Origin of the sequence: Pseudorhodoferax sp. LjRoot39 (genome assembly GCF_964253035.1) — a bacterium.
Classification (GTDB): domain Bacteria; phylum Pseudomonadota; class Gammaproteobacteria; order Burkholderiales; family Burkholderiaceae_C; genus Pseudorhodoferax.
In genome coordinates, this window is record NZ_CAXUQL020000001.1 from 3,611,354 (window position 1) to 3,628,415 (window position 17,062).

A 17,062-nucleotide genomic window follows, 5' to 3' on the forward strand; every position below is an offset into this window, starting at 1 on the left:
CCCGCGCGCCTCACATCGGCGCCAGCCCCACGCGCTTCATCATGGCCTCGGTGAAGGCCATCTCGCGCGTGGAGCCGCGCACATAGTCCTCGCCGTCCAGCATGTCGACACCGCCGCCCTGGGCCTGCAGGGCCTCGACCACGCGCGGCTGCTGCAGCGCAGTGCGGAAGGCCGTGCGGATGCGCTCGACCACGGCGTCCGGCGTGCCGGCCGGCACCGACACGCCGCCCCAGGACACCAGCTCGACGCCGGGCACGCCGGCCTCGGCCAGCGTGGGCACCTGCGCCAGCATGGGGTTGCGGCGCGGGCCGGCCACGGCCAGCGCGCGCAGCTGGCCGGCCTTGATCTGCTGGTAGGGTACGGACAGGATGGGCGTGCCGAACACCACCTGCCTGCCCAGCACCGCGTTGACGAGTTCGGAGGCGCCCTTGTAGGGCACGTGCAGCGCACGGGCATCGAGCGCGCTCAGCAGCAGCTCCATGCCCAGGTGCGAGGGCGTGCCCACGCCGCCCGAGGCGTATTCGAGCTTGCCCGGCGCGGCGCGCAGTTTTGCGGCCAGCGCCTGCACGCTGGCTATGCCGGAGTCGGCATGCACGATCAGCACGATGTCCGAACTCGTGAGCCGCATCACGTGGCGGAAGTCCTTGAGCGCGTCGAAGCCGGGCTGCCTGTACATGCGCATGTTGGCCGCCATGGGCGCCGCCGAGTAGACCCAGGTGTAGCCGTCGGCCGGTGCCTTGGCCGCCAGCCGCGCACCGATGTTGCCGGCCGCACCGCCCTTGTTCTCGATCACCACGGGCTGGCCCAGCAGCGGGCCCACGGCCTCGGCCAGGATGCGCGCGGTGTTGTCCGGGCCGGTGGCGGCCAGGTAGGGCAGCAGCCACTTGATGGGGCGGCTGGGGTAGGGATCGGCAGCGCGGGCCAGTGGCGCGAAGGCGGTGGCCAGGCCGGCGCCCAGCAGGGCGCGGCGTTGCAGCTTCAAGGTTTGCATAAGGGGTGTCTCCGGTGTTCTTCGAGGTGTGTGCGGCTCAGGTGGTTTCGAGCAGCTCCTTGGCGATGGTGTTCTTCTGGATCTCGCTGGTGCCGGTCAGCACGCGGTACATGCGCAGCATGCGGAACAGGAACTCCACGCGCCGGCCCTGCACGATGCCTTCGCCGCCGTGGATCTGCACGGCGCGGTCGGCCACGCGGAACGCGGTCTCCGAGCAGAACAGCTTGGCCATGGAGGTCTCGGCCCGCGCGGCGCCGCCGGCGTCCAGCGCGCGGGCCGTGCCCAGCATCAGCGCGCGCGCCGCGGCCAGCTCGGTCGCCATCTCGGCCAGCATGTGCTGGATCGCCTGGAACTGCGCGATGCTGCGGCCGAACTGGCGGCGCTGCAGCGCGTAGTCGCGCGCGTCGCGCAGTGCGAGTTGCGCCAGACCCAGCATGGCCGGGCAGTGCAGCAGCCGGTTCACGCTGATGCGGCCCAGCGCCAGCGCCAGGCCGCGGCCAGGTTCGCCGATGCGGTTGGCCAGCGGCACGCGGCAATCCTCCAGCACGATGTCGCCCGTGCCGCTCTGGCCGGCCATGGTCTTGTAGCCCGTCTCCACGCGCGCACCGGGGCTGCGCAAGTCGACGAAGAAGGCCGTCACCTCGCGCTCGGTGGCGCCCTCGGGGGCGGTGGAGGCCAGCAGCACGGCCGCGTCGGCGAAGGGCGAGCCCGAGATGAAGCGCTTGCGGCCGTTCACGACGTAGTGCTCGCCCTGCAGCACGGCGCGCGTCTGCACGGCGCCGGCGTCCGAGCCGGCCTCGGCCTCGGTCAGCGCGAAGCAGATCGCCATCTCGGCCTGGGCCACGGGCACGATGAACTGCGCCATCTGCTGCGGCGTGGCCTGGCGCGCCAACGCACCCACGCGCGGCGGGCCGCTGAGCTCGCCGAACACGTGCGGCGCGAACGGCGAGCCGCTGGCGTAGATGGCCTCCTTGATCAGCACGTGGTCCAGCACCGGCAGGCCCAGGCCGCCCATGGGCTCGGGCAGCGTCATGCCGTAGAAGCCCAGCGCGTGCGCGCGGCGCCAGACCTGCTGCAGCAACGCGCGGTCGGCGCCGTGCTCGTGGTCGATGCCGTGGGCGCGGGCCAGCTCGGCCAGTTCGCCATGCAGGAAGTCCTGCACGCGCGCGATGATCTCGGCGGCGCGGGGGCTGCCTTCGAAGGGGCCGTCGAACAGAGGTTTGGAAGCGGCGGTCATGGTTCAGTTCACCTTGCGGCTGTGGTTGGCCCAATAGGGAGCCTGGATGGCCTTGCGCGCCACCTTGCCGTTGCTGTTCTTCTCCAGCGCGGCGACGAACTCCAGGTGGCGCGGCCGCTTGAAGCCGGCCAGCCGCTCGGCGCAGAAGGCGTCCAGCGCGCGCGCATCGGCAGCCTGGCCGGGCCGCAGCACCACGTGGGCGGCGACGGACTCGCCCCACTTGTCGTCGGGCACGGCGAACACGCAGGCCTCGGCCACGGCCGCATGCTGGTACAGCACTGCCTCGACCTCGGAGGGGTAGACGTTGAAACCGCCGCTGATGACCATGTCCTTCTTGCGGTCGACGATGTAGACGAAGCCTTCCTCGTCCAGCCGCGCCAGGTCGCCCGTGTAGTAGCGGCCGTCCTTCAAAACCTCGGCCGTGAGTTCGGGCGCGCGCCAGTAGCCGGCGAACACGTCCTCGCCGCCGACCACGATCTCGCCGATCTCGCCCAGCGCGACGGGTTGGCCGGCGTCGTCCAGGATCTGCACGTCGCACTCCAGCAGCGGGCGGCCGCAGGAGGCCAGGCGCTCGGGCCGCGCGGCGCGGGCATGCAGGTGGTCTTCGACCGTGAGGCCGCAGACGCCCGATGTGGTCTCGCCCGCGCCGTAGCCCTGCGACAGCACCGGGCCGAACACGTCCATGGCCTGCAGGATGCGGGCCGGCGCCATGGGGGCAGCGCCGTAGCCCAGGCGCTGCAGGTCGGGCAGGGGCCGGTACTGGCCTTCGAGCTCGGCCAGCAGCATGTTGACCATGGTGGGCACGAGGAAGGTGTGGGTGACGCGCTCAGCCCGCATGTCGGCCAGGAAGCGGTCTGGCGCGAAGCCGCTGAACAGCCGGATGGTGGTGCCGCTGCACAGCGCCGGCACCAATTGCATGCCGGAGGCGTGCGTGATCGGGCCGACCAGGCCCAGGATGTCGCCCGGCCGCGTGGTGTCCGGCCGCATCAGGAACTTGCGCAGCTGCGCGAGCCGGTTGCCGAAGGTCTGCATCGCGGCCTTGAGCACGCCCGACGAGCCCGAGGTGTAGTGCAGCACGGCCAGCTCGTCGGCGTGCACGGCCACGGCCTCGAAGCGGTCGCTGGCGCGTGCCAGCAGGGCCTCGTAGCCGCTGTCCGCCGGGCCGTCGAGCAGCAGCAGGCGGGGCATGGCGCCGCGCACATGCGCTCGGAAGGCCTCGGCGCGCGCCGCGGTGGTGATGACCAGGCTGGCTGCGCTGTTGTCCACGGTGGCGCCGACCTCGGCCGGCGACAGCCGCGCGTTGTAGGGCGCCTTGACCAGCGCGGCCTTGTAGCAGGCCAGCTCGGTCTCGACGATCTCGGGGCAGTTGGGCAGGTAGATGCCGACGCGGTCGCCGCGCGCCAGGCCCAGGCCCAGTAGGGCGTTGGCCAGGCGGTTGGCGCGCGCGTCGAGTTCGGCGTAACTGAGGCTGCGTTCGGGCGTCACGATGGCGCGGCGCGCGGCATGGCGTTGCGCGCTGCGGGCGACGAGGGTGGCCACGTTGGTCACGGGGCGGGGGGCTGGGGCGCTCAAGGGCTTGTCTCCTGGGTGGCGGCGCGGTGCGCTGCGGTGAAGGCACTGTTCCAGAACGCCGGCCATCACGGAAATACGGATTGCTGATGCACGGCCATCGATTTGTGTGATGGCGCGGCGGCACCGTGTCCGGGCAGGCCGTGGGCGTCGGCCTGCGCACCGGCAGCAACTGTCGACGCGCAGATCGGCCATGGGCGCTCGGCCTGGCTGCCGTCCGCCTGACGCGCTGCGTTGCAAATGTCATCGACGCCGCCAGCGCTGCAACGGCGCTGCAGCGCGTGCGCCCCACAGTGCGTCCATGGCAGGGCCGCCGGTCCTGCCGCTTGCAGGAGACGTGCATGTTCGAACCCACCACCACCCTCTCACGCCGCGGCACCCGCCTGCTGCTGACGCTGGCCTGCACGGCGGCGCTGGCCGGCCCGGCGCTTGCCGCCGACGCCAGCCTGGACCAGGTCTACCAGGCGGCCCACAACGGCCATGTGGAGCAGGCCCTGCAGTTGATGGACCCGGTGCTGCGCGACCACCCGAACAGCGCCAAGGCCCACTATGTCGAAGCGGATCTGCTGGCCCAGCAGGGCCGCCTGGGCCCGGCACGCACCGAGCTGGCCACTGCCGAGCGGCTGGCGCCCGGCCTGCCCTTCGTGCAGGACCAGTCGCTGCAACACCTGCGCCGGGTGCTCGACCAGCCGCCCGTGCCGGCCGCCAGCCGCAGCCCGCTGACCATGCCGGCCGCCGAGGCGGCCGAGGCTGGTCGTGGCCGCCCCCTGGCCTGGGGGCTGGCGTTGGCCGTGGGCTTTGGCGCCTTGCTGGGCTGGCTGCTGACACGCGCCAACCGGCCGCGCCCGGCACCCCAGGGGCCGGCCATGGCTCCGATGGCTGCCGCCGGTCCGTCCATGGCCTGGCCGCGTGGCCCTGCGCAGCCCGATGGGGTGGTGCCTTGGGGTGGTGCACCGGCTGCGCCGGCGCCGGCCGGCCCGGGCTGGGGGTCGCAGGTGGCGGCCGGCGTGGCCGGTGGGCTGGCCGCCGGTGCGGCGGCCGTGGCGGGCCAGGAGCTGGGTCGCCGCCTGTTCGGCCACGAGACGGCGTCCGCGCCCGTGTCCGTGCCCTACACCGCGCCGCTGGCGCAGGCCGCGCCCAGCGCAGATGGTTGGGGCGATCCGGACTTCGGCATCCGTGACGCCGGTGGCGGCTGGGACGATGCGACGGACGCCGATGCCGGCGGCCTGGGGGGAAACTGGGACGTCTAGGCGCCGTGGCGCCCAGGCCCGGCATCATGGTCCGGCGCGTTCACCCCTTGCCGAGAGGCACGGACGCATGGGCGGATGCGGCTGCAGGCGGTGGCAAGCGGCCGTTGAGCACGGCATGCGCCACCAGCCCCGCCACCAGCCCCCAGAACGCGCCGCCGATGCCCAGCAGGGTGATGTTGGCGGCGGCCGCCAGGAAGGTGATCAGCGAGGCTTCCCGGGTCCTGGCATCGGCCATGGCGTTGGCGAGGCTGCCGCCGATGGTGCCCAGCAGTGCCAGGCCCGCCAGCGTGGTGATGAAGGTCGCGGGAAAGGCCATGAAGACGGCCGCCAGCGTCACCCCGAACATGCCGACCAGGATGTACAGCGCCCCTGCGGCCACGCCCGCAATCCAGCGTTTGGAAGGGTCCTCGTGCGCGTCCCGGCCCGTGCAGATGGCGGCGGTGATGGCCGCGATGTTGAAGGCGTGCGCACCGAACGGCGCCATCAGCAGCGAGCCCAGACCGGTGGCAGCCACGATGGGATTGGCGCTGGTGCGAAAGCCGTCGTTGCGCAGCACCAGCATGCCCGGCATGTACTGGCCGGTCAGCGTGATGAGGAACAGCGGCAGCGCTACGCTCAGCAAGGCGTTCAGCGAGAACGCGGGCAGGGTGAACACGGGGCTGGCCATCTCCAGGCGCAATCCGGCCAGGTCGACGCGGTCCTGCGCCAGCAGGAAGGCCAGACCCAGCACGAGGATGCCCACCACCGCGTACCGGGCCGCGCAGCGCCTGAGCACCACGTAGGCCAGGACCAGCAGCCCGGCCAGCAGCGGATCGACGTTCATGCCGCCGAAGGCCTTGACGCCGAACTGCAGCAAGATGCCCGCCAGCAGGCCGGCCGCCACGCCCGGTGGAACCATGCGGATGACGCGCTCGAACCAGCCCGACAGGCCCAGCACCACGAAGGCGGCTGCCGAGACGATGTAGGCGCCCACGGCTTCGGCATAGGGTGTGGTCGCCAGCGCGGTGACCAGGAACGCCGCTGCCGGAGTCGACCAGGCGGTGATGATGGGTTCGCGTGAGATCCAGCTCAGGGCCAGCCCCGTCACGCCCACGCCGATGGAGATCGACCACACCCAGGAGGCGGTCAGCGCCGGGCTCAGGCCGGCCGCCTTGGCGGCCTGGAACACCAGGATGAAGGTGCCGCCGTAGTTGACGATGACCGAGATCAGGCCGGCGACGACGGGATGGGTGAGATCGCTCCAGCGGACGGGTGAAGGCGGGGGGGCGGACGGCATGGCTTGGCTGGGAAAGGGAAGAACGGTGGGACGATAGCCTTCAAATGGCATGATGGCCCCTGCCACTTTTTCGATGAGATACCGGCCAATTGTTCAAGCACGCCCAACTGGAATCCGTCAAGGCCTGGCTCGGCGACCCCGCGCACCGCGCCTTGCCGCTGCATGCGCGGGTGCAGCGGGCCGTCCGCCAGTTGATCGTGGACGGCGCGCTCGTGGCGGGCCGCCCCTTGCCTGCGTCGCGTGCGCTGGCGAAGTCGCTGGGGGTGTCCCGTGACACGGTGGAGTCGGCCTACGGCCAGCTGCAGGCCGAGGGCTTCATCGAACGGCGGGTGGGCAGTGGCAGCTTCGTGTCCGAACAGGCGCAGCAACTGCCCGGGCGCGGCAGGCCGCGGCGCACGGCCGCGGCCCTCCAGCCGGCCCGGCGCCTGAGCCAGCGCGGCCAGGCCGTGCTGCAGGGCGGTGGTGTCCGGGACTTCCTGCAGCCCCGCCCCTTCGCGCCCAGCGTGCCGGAGACCCGCAGCTTTCCGCTGCAGACCTGGGAGCGCCTGCAGCGCCAGGTGCTGAGGGAGTACGGCACCCTGGCACTGCTGCCCAGCCCGCCGCAGGGCATGGCGCCCTTGCGCCGCGCCATCGCCGACCACGTCAATCTCGAACGGGGTGCGCGTGCAACGCCCGAGCGGGTCCTGGTGCTGACCAGTGCCCAGCAGGCCATGACCCTGTGTGCCACGGTGCTGCTCGACGCCGGTGAGCGCATCTTCATCGAAGACCCCGTCTACCACGGGGCGCGCAAGGCCTTCGACGCCGCGGGGCTGGCCTGCGTACCGCTGGCCATGGATGCCGACGGCATCCTGGTCGAGCACCTGCAGCGGGCGGCACAGGCGCCTGGCGAGGCGGCCCGTGCCGTGTTCCTCACGCCTTCGCACCAGTTCCCCACCGGGGCCACCCTGGCGCTGGACCGGCGCCTGGCCGTCATCGAATGGGCGCGCCGGCACCAGGGCTGGATCATCGAGGACGACTACGACAGCGAGTTCCACTACGAGGGCAAGCCCACCGCCTGCGTGCAGGGGCTGGACCCGCACGAGCGCACGGTCTACATCGGCACCTTCACCAAGTCGCTGTTCCCCGGCCTGCGCATCGGCTACATGGTGCTGCCCGACGCCCTGGTCGCGCCCATGACCACGGCCCGCACCCTGCTGGACGGGCACAGCGCGCCGGTTCCGCAACTCACGCTGGCGCGTTTCATCGAGGGCGGGCACTTCGGCGCCCACGTGCGCACGATGCGCGCCGTCTACGCCGAGCGGCGCGACGTGCTGGCGCGGCTGGTGCGCCAGCATCTGGCCGACTATGTGGAGCCACGGGTGCCGGCCGGGGGGATGCAGATGCCTTGCGTGTTCGTCCGCGACATCCCCGAACACGAGGCGGTCGAATCGGCGCGGGGGGCCGGCATCGATGTGCTGGGGCTGACGCCGCTGCACGCGGCACGCTGCCACCAGCCGGGCCTGCTCATGGGCTTCGCGGCCCACGCTCCGCACGAACTGGAGGCGGCGGTCCGCAGGTTGGCGGGCTTGCTCCGCGCGCTGTGCCGCTGACCTGCGCGCCGGGCGCTAGTACAGCGTCTCGACGCCCGTGTTGAACAGGTAGCCCGCGCCGCGCTCGGTCAGGATCAGCTGCGGCGTGAACGGATCGGCTTCGATCTTGCGGCGCAGCCGCAGCACCTGCACGTCCACCGTGCGGTCGTAGACCTCGGCGTTGTGCAGGCGCGAGAGCTGCAGCAGCTGGTCGCGGCTCAGCACGCGCTGCGGCGCGCTGCAAAAGGCCGCCAGCAGGCTGAACTCGTTGTTGCTGAGGTCCAGCCGGCGGCCGTCCGCATGGCCGAGCTTGCGCGTGCGCAGGTTGAACTCCCAGCCCGCGAAGCGGTAGGCGCGGCGCTTGTCGTCGCGGCTGGCCAGTTCGGTCTGCACGTGGTAGCGGCGCAGCACGGCGCGGATGCGCGCCAGCAGCTCGCGCGGGCTGAAGGGCTTGGTGACGTAGTCGTCGGCGCCGAGTTCCAGGCCCATCACGCGGTCGGCTTCCTCGGCCTTGCCGGTCAGCAGCACGATGGGAATGCCTGCGCGCTCGCGCAGCGCGCGGGCCAGCTGCATGCCGTCTTCGCCGGGCATCTTGAGGTCCAGCAGCACGAGGTCGATGGCCTCGCGCTCCAGCAGCTCCAGCATGGCCGCACCGCTGGCCACGGCCGAGACGCGCAGCTCGTTGGCGGCCAGGTACTCCTGCAGCAACGCGCGCACGGCAGGATCGTCGTCGACGACGAGGATGTGGCCGGCGGGTGCTGCTGGCGGGGGCGTGGCGGACATACTTGGGGCTTCCGATGGGCTCGATGCAATGGACGATTCCACTATAGCCGCGCCACCGGCCGGCCCCGACCGCGCGCACCTGCGCGGCGTCACCGCCGTGCTGCTGGTGGAGGCGCTGATCCTGCTGGCCGTGGCCTGGGGCCTGTGGGTGCTGCGCCAGCAGTCGCTGGACGGCGAGCTGCGCCGCCTGGGCTCGCTGGCCGCCGCCATGGCGACACAGGCCGACGCCGGCCTGGACGTGGCCGAATCCACGCTGCGCGCCACCCGCACCGAGCTGGCCGAGGGCCTGATCCAGCCGGGCACCGAAGCCGCCCAGAACCTGCTGCATACGCGCATGGCGGCGCTGCCGCAATTCCGCGCGCTGGCGATCGCCGATGCGGCGGGCCACATCCTGGCCAGCTCGGTGCCCGGGCCGCCGCCGGCCGGTTCGCTGGCCGGGCTGGACTTCTTCCGCGCGGCCGAACAGGGGCTGGCCGACCGGACCTTCGTCGGCACACCGTTCCCCAGCCTGCGCGACGGGCGGCCGCTGGTGGGCGTGGCCATGCCCTGGAATGCCGCTGGCGGCGGCTTCCTCGGCGCGGTGGTGCTGCTGGCCGAGCCCGAGGTGCTGGACGGCGACTTCCGCCGCATCGCGCCGGCCGCCGACACCAGCCTGGCGATCTACCGCAGCGACCGCGTGCTGGTCTCCGACGGCCCTGGCGAGGATCCATCCCAGCTGTTGCCCGCCAGTGTGACCGACGCGCTGTGGGATGCGCCGCAACCGCACCGCGTGCGCCTGCCCGATGGCCGCGAGCGCCTGGTGGCCGCGCAGGCCCTGCGCGGCCATCCGCTCATGGTGGTGGTGGCGCGCGACCTGCAGCCGGCGTTGGCCGACTGGGCCGAGCAGGCCTGGCTGGTGGCGGCCTTCGGCGCGTCGGCCCTCACGGTCACGCTGTTCCTGCTGGTGCGCAATGTGCGCGAGCAACGGCTGCGGCTGGTGGCGCAGCAGCTGCTGGCGGCAGAGCAGCAGCGCGCGTTGCGCGCCTTCCAGGCCGCGCAGGAAGGCAACTGGGAGTGGGATGCGCGCACCGGGCGCGTGGACCTGTCGCCGCGCATGAAGGAGCTGCTGGGCCTGGCGCGCGACGCGGCCGTGCCGCCCGATCCCATGTCCTTGCTGCGCGAACGTGTGCACCCGCGCGACCTGCGCGCGCTGCGCCATGCGCTGGCGGCCCATGCGCGCGGCCGCCGGCCGCTGTTCGACGCCACGGTGCGCACGCGCCAGTCCGGCGGCGGCTGGCGCCATGTGCGGCTGCGCGGCAATGCCCGGCGCGATGCGGCCGGCGCGCCGCTGCTGTTCTCGGGGATGGCGGCCGATGTCGGCGAGGAGGTGGAGGGCCGCGCGCGCGAACGTCTGCTTGCCGACCAACTGCAGCGCGCGCGCCGGCTCGAGGCCATCGGCACGCTGGCTGGCGGCGTGGCGCACGACTTCAACAACATCCTGGCCTCGGTGGTCGGCTACGGTGAACTGGCGCGCGCGGCCGCAAGCGAGGGCTCGGACCAGGCGCGCCAGCTCGACCAGGTGCTGCAGGCCGGCCAGCGCGGCAAGGCGCTGGTCGAGCGCGTGCTGTCGTTCAGCCGTGGCACGCCGCATGTGGCACAGCGCTTCGTGCTGCAGCCCGTGGTCGAGGAGGTGCTGCAGCTGCTGGCCGCCTCGCTGCCGGCCGGCGTGCAGCTGGCGCCGGACCTGCAGGCCCCCGCTGCGGTGCTGGCCGGCGACCCCACGCTGGTCTACGAGGCCGTGCTGAACCTGTGCACGAATGGCGTGCAGGCCATGCCCGACGGCGGCGCGCTGCGCGTGCTGCTCGACGTGGAGCGCGTGGACGTGCCACGCACGCTGTTCGAGTCCCGGCTGCAGCCCGGCCGCTACGCGCGGCTGCGTGTGCAGGACAGCGGCACCGGCATCGCGCCGGAGGCGCTGGACCGCCTGTTCGAGCCCTTCTACACCACCAAGGGGCCGCGCAAGGGCACCGGCCTGGGCCTGGCCGTGGTGCACGGCGTGGCGGCCGAACTGGGCGGCGCCATCGACGTGCAGAGCACGCTGGGCGAGGGCGCCTGCTTCACGCTGTACTTCCCCTGCCTGGATGCACCGGCCGACGCCGCGGCCCCGGTGGCCGGCGGCGCGCTGCCGCTGGGCCAGGGCCAGGCCGTGCTGGTGGTGGACGACGAGCCCGCGCTGGTGGCGCTGGCCGAGGAGATGCTGGCCGGCCTGGGTTACGAGCCCTTCGGCCTGGCTTCCAGCACCGAGGCACTGGCGCGCTTCACGGCCACGCCCGGGCGCTTCGACCTTGTGCTGAGCGACGAGCGCATGCCGGGACTCAGCGGCATGGAGCTCGTGGCGGCGCTGCGCCGCATCCGGCCGGACCTGCCCGTGGTGCTGGCCAGCGGCTATGGCGGTCCCGGGCTGGCGCAGCGCGCGGCCGCGGCCGGCGTGCGCGTGCTGGTGGCCAAGCCGCTGACGCGGGCCGAGCTGGCGCGTGCCGTGGCGCAGGCACTGCAGCCCCGGTTGCAAACGTAACCGGCCCGGCGCCGGGCCGCATGGCGGCGTAACCGGGCGCGCGCACAGTGGCTTCCAACGGAGCCGCTGGCGCTTGGCGCACCCGGCCTGTCACGCAGAGGAAAGGAATCCGCCATGCGCAAGATGTTCAACCGCCGTGCCGTGCAAGCGCTGGCCGCAGCCGCCGCGCTGCTGGCCGGCAACGCCATGGCCACCGAATACGGCACCGTGGTCTCCAAGACCGCCGTGTACAGCCAGGTGGCCGTGCCCATGCAGCAGTGCGTGCAGCAGGACCAGCTCAGCCGGGCCCAGCCCAGCGGCGCCGGTGCCCTGATCGGTGCACTGGTCGGCGGCGGCGCCGGCAACCTGATCGGCCACGGCAGCGGCCGCGCGCTGGCCACGGGGGTGGGCGTGCTGGCCGGCGCCATCACGGGCAACAACGTGGAGGCCAATGGCGCTCCGACCGTGGTGACGCCCGTGCAGACCTGCCACCAGGAGCAGCGTGTGGAGAACCGGCTGGTCGGCTTCGACGTGGTCTACGACTACAACGGCCAGCGCTACAGCACGCGGCTGGCCAGCGACCCCGGCGACCACGTGCCGCTCAACGTGAGCGTGGCACCGGCCAATGCGGTGGTGCCAACCGCCCCGGTGGCCTACGGCAACACCACCGTGCTGTCTCCGGTGGTGATGGCACCGGCCCCCGTGCTGGTGCAGCGCCCCTGGGTCGCGCCCGTGGGCGTGCAGATCGACACCGGCTGGGGCTGGGGCGGCCACCACTGGCGTTGAAATGAAACACCCCCGTTTGGATTTCTCACTGCGTGTGGAAATCCCATCCCCCCTCACGGGGGCGCCGCGAGCGGCCGGGCAGAGCCCGTTCCGCCGCGTCTGCTGGCATGGCCTGCTCCGCGGCCGTCGGAGCAGCGGCTTGCGTCCCGGTTTCGTGCCCTGCGGGTGGCGCGCCAGCGCAATGGATCACTGAGATGTTGCAGATGCAACCGGCGTTGCGCGCGGCGTAGCCCGCCCGCAATGCGCACGGCGCACCATGGATCCATCGCAACAACATTTCCCTCAAGGAGTTCACCATGTACAACGACACCGCTTCCCATTCGGTCCTGCTGGGCGCCATCGTCGGTGCCGGCGGCTACGACGGCCACCTGGACACCAGCGCGCCGCCAGCCTCGCACGAGGCGGCCGAACGCGAGGCCCGCCATGACCTGCAGATGGCCCAGGTCGAGCTGTACTGCGACCACCGGGCCCAGGCCCTGGTCGCGATCCGGCACGCCATGCAGCTTCTCGAGGCCTGCGATGACAAGGCGCTGGAGCCGCAGCTGGCCAAGCTCAGCGAGGCCGCCTGGCATGTGCGCCACAACGCCAGCCTCGTGGCGGTCGACCTGCTGGACCAGGCCAAGGACCAACTGCACGCATGATGCACGCGTGACCTGTGCATGCCGCACGCATCACGCGTGCGGCATGGCGAAGGGCCTCAGGCAGCCGCCATGTGCTCTTCGAGCAGTTCGGCCTTGCGCGCCTCCAGCTGCTCGCGCATGGCTACCAGGTCCAGCTTGCGCGCGCTGCGGGCCTTGGGAAAGATCTCGTTGCGCTCTTCCTTGACGTGGTGATCGATGTACTCGCCCAGCACCTTGACCTTGGCGTCGTGCAGCTCGGGGCTGTCGTCGCCGGCCTGGATCTGCGCGATGAGGTCCTTGGCGCTCTGGTGCTCGACCTCGGCCTCGTCGAGCAGGTCGGTCGCCGACATCGCGCCGCGCAGGGCCGGGTAGAAGATCTCCTCCTCGATCTGGGCGTGCACCGTCAGCTGCATGCAGATCTCGCGCGCCAGCTCTTCCTTGCGTGCGGCGGCGGTGCGGCTGCGCGAGCCGGCCAGCTCCTCGTATTCCTTGAACAGCTTCTTGACGGCGCGGTGGTCGGCGTCCAGCAGGTCGCAGGCGTCCTTGGTGGTCTTGGTCGTGGCCATGGTGTCGGTCCTTCGTGGGGGTTGGAAAGCCTCCATGCTGCGCAGTCGTGCGGCGCGCCGGTGTAGGCCTGCGCAGGCAGCGCACGGCACCGCGGGCCTACAGGCGTGTCGCCCGCGTGCTCCTCCCGCCTGTGGGTGTCGGCCGCGTGCGCGGGTCAGGGCCGGGTGACGGCCGTGGCGGCGCGTGGTAGAACCCGCACCCGGATGGCTGTGGCGACGATGGGAGGAGGCCGGCTGGATGCGTCTGGCAGGCCGGGTTCGTGGGCACGGGTTTGCAGGGTCGCCAGGGCTGGGTTCCACCACAAAACGCTCGGGGGTCTTCATGAGGTTTCTGTCCCGCCTGAACATCGGCCCACGGCTGGGCGTCGGCTTCGGCATCGTGCTGCTGCTGTCGGTCCTGGTCGGCGTGCTCGCGCTGCACCGGCTCAGCACCGTCAACGACGCGACCCGGGACATGGCCACCAACTGGCTGATGTCCATGGATGCGCTCGACGACTACCGTACCGACCTGGCGGTGGTCCGCGATGCCGAAGGCGCCCACCTGTCGGCCACCCAGGCCAGCGACATGGCCGCGCAGGAAAGCACGGTCAAGACCGCGCAGGCGGCGATGGACAAGAGCTGGCAGCGCTACGAGCCGCTGGTCGGCGAAGGCGCCGAACGCGCGCTGGCCACGAACGTCAAGAGCGCGCAGCAGGCCTATTTCGTGGCGCTGGAGAGAACCTTCGCCGCATCGCGCAAGGGCGCCGAGGCGGCGGAAGAAGCGCGCCGGCTCTACATGGGCGACAGCGGCAAGGCCTACGCCACGCTGGTGGCGGCGCTCAACAAGACGATCGCACTGCAGGTGGAAGGCGGCGACGCCGCCTACGCGCAGTCGCAGGGCGCGTTCTCGCAGGCGCGGCTGGAGGTCATCGGCATCCTGGCCGCGGCCGTGGCGCTGGGGACCGTGCTGGCCTGGCTGCTGACACGCTCCATCACCGAGCCGCTGGCGCGCGCGGTGCAGGTGGCGCAGACGGTGGCGCAGGGCGACCTGACCTCGGTCATCGAGGTGCAGAGCCAGGACGAGACCGGTGTGCTGCTGGCCGCGCTGCGCGAGATGAACGCGAAGCTGGCCACCATCGTGTTCCAGGTGCGCGACAGCTCGGACTCGATCTCCACCGGCTCCACCGAGATCGCCAGTGGCAACAGCGACCTCAGCGCGCGCACCGAGGCACAGGCCAGCAGCCTGGAGCAGACGGCCGCCTCCATGGAGCAGCTGACCGCCACCATCCGGCAGAACTCCGACACGGCGCAGCAGGCGGCGCAGCTGGCGCAGTCGGCCTCCACATCGGCCCAGGCCGGCGGGCGCGTGGTGTCCGAGGTGATCCAGACCATGCAGGGCATCTCGCAGTCCTCCTCCAAGGTGGCGGACATCATCGGCGTGATCGACGGCATCGCCTTCCAGACCAACATCCTGGCGCTGAACGCGGCCGTGGAAGCGGCGCGCGCTGGCGAGCAGGGCCGCGGTTTCGCGGTCGTGGCTGGCGAGGTGCGCAGCCTGGCGCAACGCAGCGCCGACGCGGCCAAGGAGATCAAGGAGCTCATCACGCAGAGCGGCGACCGCGTGGAGAGCGGCGCCAGGCTGGTCGCGGAGGCCGGCAGTTCCATGGACGAGATCGTGGCCCAGGTGCGGCGTGTGAACGACCTGATCGCCGAGATCAGCGCCGCCAGCCGCGAGCAGAGCAGCGGCATCGGCCAGATCGGCGAGGCGGTCTCGCAGCTGGACCAGGTCACGCAGCAGAACGCAGCCCTGGTGGAGGAGATGGCGGCCGCGGCCGACAGCCTCAAGAGCCAGGCCGTGCGCATGACGGGCGCGGTGGCGGTGTTCCGCGTGGCGGCGAATGCGTCTGCGCATCCCGAGCCGGCGTCCCGGGCGGTGGCGCCGACGCCGCCACGCAGCCCGCAGCGGCCGGCCGCCGTGCGTGCGCCTTCCGCGACCGCCGCGCGCGCCTTGCCGCCCAAGGCCAAGGCCACCAAGGAGAAGGCGACGGCAGAGGCGGACTGGGAGGCGTTCTGAACGCCGCAGGTCAGGCGCGCGTCAGGCGGATGCCGCCGTCGACCACCAGGAGCTCGCCCGTGGTCTTGGCCGCGCCCACGCCGAGCCACCAGGCCGCCTGGGCCACGTCCTCGGGCTGGATGATCTCGGCCAGCGCGGCGCGCTGCTTGTAGCTCTCCACCGACGCGGCATAGGTCGTCTCGCCCAGACCGTTCTTGAGCCAGGGCGAATCGACCAGGCCCGGCGCGATGGCGTTGACGCGGATCTTCGGCCCCAGCGCACGCGCCAGGCCGATCGTCATCGCGTTGAGCCCGCCCTTGGACGCCATGTAGGCGATCGACGATCCCGCGCCCATGAACGAAGCGGTGGACGAGACGTTGACGACGGCGGTGACGGGGTGCTGCTCCAGCAGCGGCACGAAGGCGCGCGTCATCTGGTAGGCGCCCACCACGTTGACCGCGTAGATGCGCTGGAAGTCTTCGGCCTCCAGGCCGTCCAGGTTCTTCAGCGGCACGAAGCGCGTGGTGCCCGCGTTGTTGACCAGCACGTCGGTGCGGCCCCAGCGCGCCTGCACATCGGCGGCCAGCCGCCTGCAGTCGGCGTCAACGGAGACGTCGGCCCGGGCGACCAGCACGTCGGCGCCGAGCGCGCGGCATTGCTGCGCGACCGCTTCGGCTGGCGCCGGATCGCGCGAGTAGTTGACGGCCACGTTCCAGCCCTGGGACGCGTAGAGCCGCGCGGTGGCCGCGCCGATGCCGGAGGAGGAGCCGGTGACGACGCAGACCTTGCGTGCGGGTGCTTCTTGCATGTTCGTGCCTTTCCTGGTTCGCTTGCCGGCCCAGTATCGGGCTGGCCAGCGGCAGGGCCTGTCACGCAGAGAGCAAGCGGCCGCCGCGCCGCAGCGCGTACGGCCCGTCGCCCGCGAGCGCCTCGCGCAGGAACTGCACGCAGGCCCGCACCTTGGCCGAGTGGCTGAGCCGCACCGTGCTGGCGGCCCAGATGTCGGCCGGCTGCGTGGTGCCGGGCAGCACGGGCACGAGCCGGCCGGCGGCCAGGTCCTCGTGCAGGTCCCAGTCGGCCTGCAGCACGATGCCGTGGCCGTCGATGCCCCAGCCGCGCACGATCTCGGCGTTGTTGGACGCGAGCCGGCCCGTGACCTTGACCTTCTCCTCACCGGCCGGGCCGGCCAGGCGCCAGACGCCGAAGGCCTGGTTGCGGTCGCGCAGCACCAGGCAGTCGTGCCGGCTCAGTTCGGCCACGCTGGCCGGAACGCCGCGCCGCGCGAGGTAGCTCGGCGCGGCGCAGAGCAGGCGCGCACCGGCTGCGAGCTGGTGCGCCACCAGGTGCGGCTCGTCGACGGCGCCGACGCGCACGTCCAGGTCCACGTCCTCGGCGATCAGGTCGACGCGGCGGTCCACCGCGTCCAGCGTGATGTCCAGCGCCGGGTGGCGCTGCGCGAGCTGCGAGAGCAGGGGTCCGATGTGGCGCCGGCCCAGGCGAAAGCTCGTGGTCACGCGCAGCGTGCCGCGCGGGTCGATGCGGCCGCCGGCCACGGTCTCGCCCAGGTGGTCCACGCCCTGGAAGATCTGCTGGGCCGCCGCGTAGACGCGCTCGCCGTCCTCGGTCACCGTCACGCGCCGCGCGGCGCGGTGGAACAGCATGACGCTCAGCGCTTTCTCCAGCAGCGCGATGCGCTTGCTGACATAGGCGGGCGAGGTGCCGAGCTCGGTCGCGGTGGCGGCGAAGCTGGCCTTGCGCGCGGCCAGGCAGAACACGCGCAGGTCGTCGAGCTGGAAGTTGAGGTTCACGATTCGTGAATCATAGAACCACATCCGGCAGCTTGTTCATGCG

General features: G+C 72.2%; 14 protein-coding genes. 6 read left to right on the forward strand and 8 right to left on the reverse strand.

All coding sequences use genetic code 11. The annotated features are described in order from the left end of the window. Positions 1–10: 10 nt before the first annotated feature. Genes ACSQ4M_RS16800 through ACSQ4M_RS16810 form a run of 3 tightly spaced genes read right to left on the reverse strand, consistent with a single transcriptional unit; the run spans position 11 to position 3,866 of the window. Positions 11–991 carry a Bug family tripartite tricarboxylate transporter substrate binding protein gene (locus ACSQ4M_RS16800; protein WP_436190576.1) on the reverse strand — a complete coding sequence of 327 codons (981 nt, stop codon included), beginning with the start codon at positions 989–991 and terminating at the stop codon, positions 11–13. A gap of 37 nt (positions 992–1,028) precedes the next feature. After that, complete coding sequence (locus ACSQ4M_RS16805) at positions 1,029–2,228, reverse strand: acyl-CoA dehydrogenase family protein (RefSeq protein WP_436190577.1); 1,200 nt, start codon at positions 2,226–2,228, stop codon at positions 1,029–1,031. A gap of 3 nt (positions 2,229–2,231) precedes the next feature. Continuing rightward, on the reverse strand, positions 2,232–3,866 hold the full coding sequence (locus tag ACSQ4M_RS16810; protein ID WP_436194028.1) for an AMP-binding protein: 1,635 nt from the start codon (positions 3,864–3,866) through the stop codon (positions 2,232–2,234). 272 nt (positions 3,867–4,138) lie between these two features. On the opposite strand from ACSQ4M_RS16810, the gene ACSQ4M_RS16815 reads away from it, so the two are divergent. Beyond that, on the forward strand, positions 4,139–5,047 hold the full coding sequence (locus ACSQ4M_RS16815; protein WP_436190578.1) for a tetratricopeptide repeat protein: 909 nt from the start codon (positions 4,139–4,141) through the stop codon (positions 5,045–5,047). A 40-nt stretch (positions 5,048–5,087) separates the two neighbouring features. Here ACSQ4M_RS16815 and ACSQ4M_RS16820 read toward each other — a convergent pair whose 3' ends face one another. Beyond that, a complete protein-coding gene (locus ACSQ4M_RS16820; protein WP_436190579.1) occupies positions 5,088–6,323 on the reverse strand; it encodes a benzoate/H(+) symporter BenE family transporter in 1,236 nt (411 codons plus the stop codon). Positions 6,324–6,412: 89 nt separating this feature from the next. Between ACSQ4M_RS16820 and ACSQ4M_RS16825 the strand changes: the two genes are divergently transcribed. Continuing rightward, positions 6,413–7,912 (forward strand): PLP-dependent aminotransferase family protein, encoded by a 1,500-nt coding sequence (locus tag ACSQ4M_RS16825; RefSeq protein ID WP_436190580.1) that lies wholly within the window; start codon positions 6,413–6,415, stop codon positions 7,910–7,912. Positions 7,913–7,927: 15 nt separating this feature from the next. Here the strand turns inward: ACSQ4M_RS16825 and ACSQ4M_RS16830 are convergent, their stop codons facing one another. Further along, the gene (locus ACSQ4M_RS16830; protein ID WP_436190581.1) at positions 7,928–8,674 is read right to left on the reverse strand and encodes a response regulator; all 747 of its coding nucleotides are present in this window, start codon (positions 8,672–8,674) and stop codon (positions 7,928–7,930) included. A 28-nt stretch (positions 8,675–8,702) separates the two neighbouring features. On the opposite strand from ACSQ4M_RS16830, the gene ACSQ4M_RS16835 reads away from it, so the two are divergent. The 3 genes from ACSQ4M_RS16835 to ACSQ4M_RS16845 all read left to right on the forward strand — a co-directional run bounded on the left by ACSQ4M_RS16835 (position 8,703) and on the right by ACSQ4M_RS16845 (position 12,634). Next, complete coding sequence (locus ACSQ4M_RS16835) at positions 8,703–11,228, forward strand: ATP-binding protein (protein WP_436190582.1); 2,526 nt, start codon at positions 8,703–8,705, stop codon at positions 11,226–11,228. 114 nt (positions 11,229–11,342) lie between these two features. Beyond that, a complete protein-coding gene (locus tag ACSQ4M_RS16840) occupies positions 11,343–11,993 on the forward strand; it encodes a glycine zipper 2TM domain-containing protein (protein WP_436190583.1) in 651 nt (216 codons plus the stop codon). 296 nt (positions 11,994–12,289) lie between these two features. After that, positions 12,290–12,634 carry a hypothetical protein gene (locus ACSQ4M_RS16845; RefSeq protein WP_436190584.1) on the forward strand — a complete coding sequence of 115 codons (345 nt, stop codon included), beginning with the start codon at positions 12,290–12,292 and terminating at the stop codon, positions 12,632–12,634. Between the two features lie 56 nt (positions 12,635–12,690). On the opposite strand, the gene ACSQ4M_RS16850 is transcribed toward ACSQ4M_RS16845, so the two are convergent. Next, positions 12,691–13,179, reverse strand: coding sequence for a hemerythrin domain-containing protein (locus ACSQ4M_RS16850; RefSeq protein WP_436190585.1), 489 nt, complete (start codon positions 13,177–13,179; stop codon positions 12,691–12,693). 322 nt (positions 13,180–13,501) lie between these two features. On the opposite strand from ACSQ4M_RS16850, the gene ACSQ4M_RS16855 reads away from it, so the two are divergent. Continuing rightward, entirely contained in the window at positions 13,502–15,232 is a 1,731-nt protein-coding gene (locus ACSQ4M_RS16855) for a methyl-accepting chemotaxis protein (protein WP_436190586.1), read from the forward strand. A gap of 10 nt (positions 15,233–15,242) precedes the next feature. On the opposite strand, the gene ACSQ4M_RS16860 is transcribed toward ACSQ4M_RS16855, so the two are convergent. Together ACSQ4M_RS16860 and ACSQ4M_RS16865 are read right to left on the reverse strand one after the other, a co-directional pair. Continuing rightward, positions 15,243–16,019 carry an SDR family NAD(P)-dependent oxidoreductase gene (locus ACSQ4M_RS16860; protein WP_436190587.1) on the reverse strand — a complete coding sequence of 259 codons (777 nt, stop codon included), beginning with the start codon at positions 16,017–16,019 and terminating at the stop codon, positions 15,243–15,245. Between the two features lie 61 nt (positions 16,020–16,080). After that, entirely contained in the window at positions 16,081–17,019 is a 939-nt protein-coding gene (locus ACSQ4M_RS16865) for a LysR family transcriptional regulator (RefSeq protein WP_436190588.1), read from the reverse strand. Positions 17,020–17,062: the final 43 nt, after the last annotated feature.

What these genes read in the sequence shown, in the direction of transcription:
- ACSQ4M_RS16845 (WP_436190584.1), top strand. Translation starts at nt 12,290, where the DNA reads ATGTACAACGACACCGCTTCCCATTCGGTCCTGCTGGGCGCCATCGTC.
- ACSQ4M_RS16840 (WP_436190583.1), top strand. Translation starts at nt 11,343, where the DNA reads ATGCGCAAGATGTTCAACCGCCGTGCCGTGCAAGCGCTGGCCGCAGCC.
- ACSQ4M_RS16835 (WP_436190582.1), top strand. Translation starts at nt 8,703, where the DNA reads ATGGACGATTCCACTATAGCCGCGCCACCGGCCGGCCCCGACCGCGCG.
- ACSQ4M_RS16855 (WP_436190586.1), top strand. Translation starts at nt 13,502, where the DNA reads ATGAGGTTTCTGTCCCGCCTGAACATCGGCCCACGGCTGGGCGTCGGC.
- ACSQ4M_RS16810 (WP_436194028.1), bottom strand. Translation starts at nt 3,866, where the DNA reads ATGGCCGGCGTTCTGGAACAGTGCCTTCACCGCAGCGCACCGCGCCGC.
- ACSQ4M_RS16815 (WP_436190578.1), top strand. Translation starts at nt 4,139, where the DNA reads ATGTTCGAACCCACCACCACCCTCTCACGCCGCGGCACCCGCCTGCTG.
- ACSQ4M_RS16805 (WP_436190577.1), bottom strand. Translation starts at nt 2,228, where the DNA reads ATGACCGCCGCTTCCAAACCTCTGTTCGACGGCCCCTTCGAAGGCAGC.
- ACSQ4M_RS16850 (WP_436190585.1), bottom strand. Translation starts at nt 13,179, where the DNA reads ATGGCCACGACCAAGACCACCAAGGACGCCTGCGACCTGCTGGACGCC.
- ACSQ4M_RS16860 (WP_436190587.1), bottom strand. Translation starts at nt 16,019, where the DNA reads ATGCAAGAAGCACCCGCACGCAAGGTCTGCGTCGTCACCGGCTCCTCC.
- ACSQ4M_RS16820 (WP_436190579.1), bottom strand. Translation starts at nt 6,323, where the DNA reads ATGCCGTCCGCCCCCCCGCCTTCACCCGTCCGCTGGAGCGATCTCACC.
- ACSQ4M_RS16800 (WP_436190576.1), bottom strand. Translation starts at nt 991, where the DNA reads ATGCAAACCTTGAAGCTGCAACGCCGCGCCCTGCTGGGCGCCGGCCTG.
- ACSQ4M_RS16830 (WP_436190581.1), bottom strand. Translation starts at nt 8,674, where the DNA reads ATGTCCGCCACGCCCCCGCCAGCAGCACCCGCCGGCCACATCCTCGTC.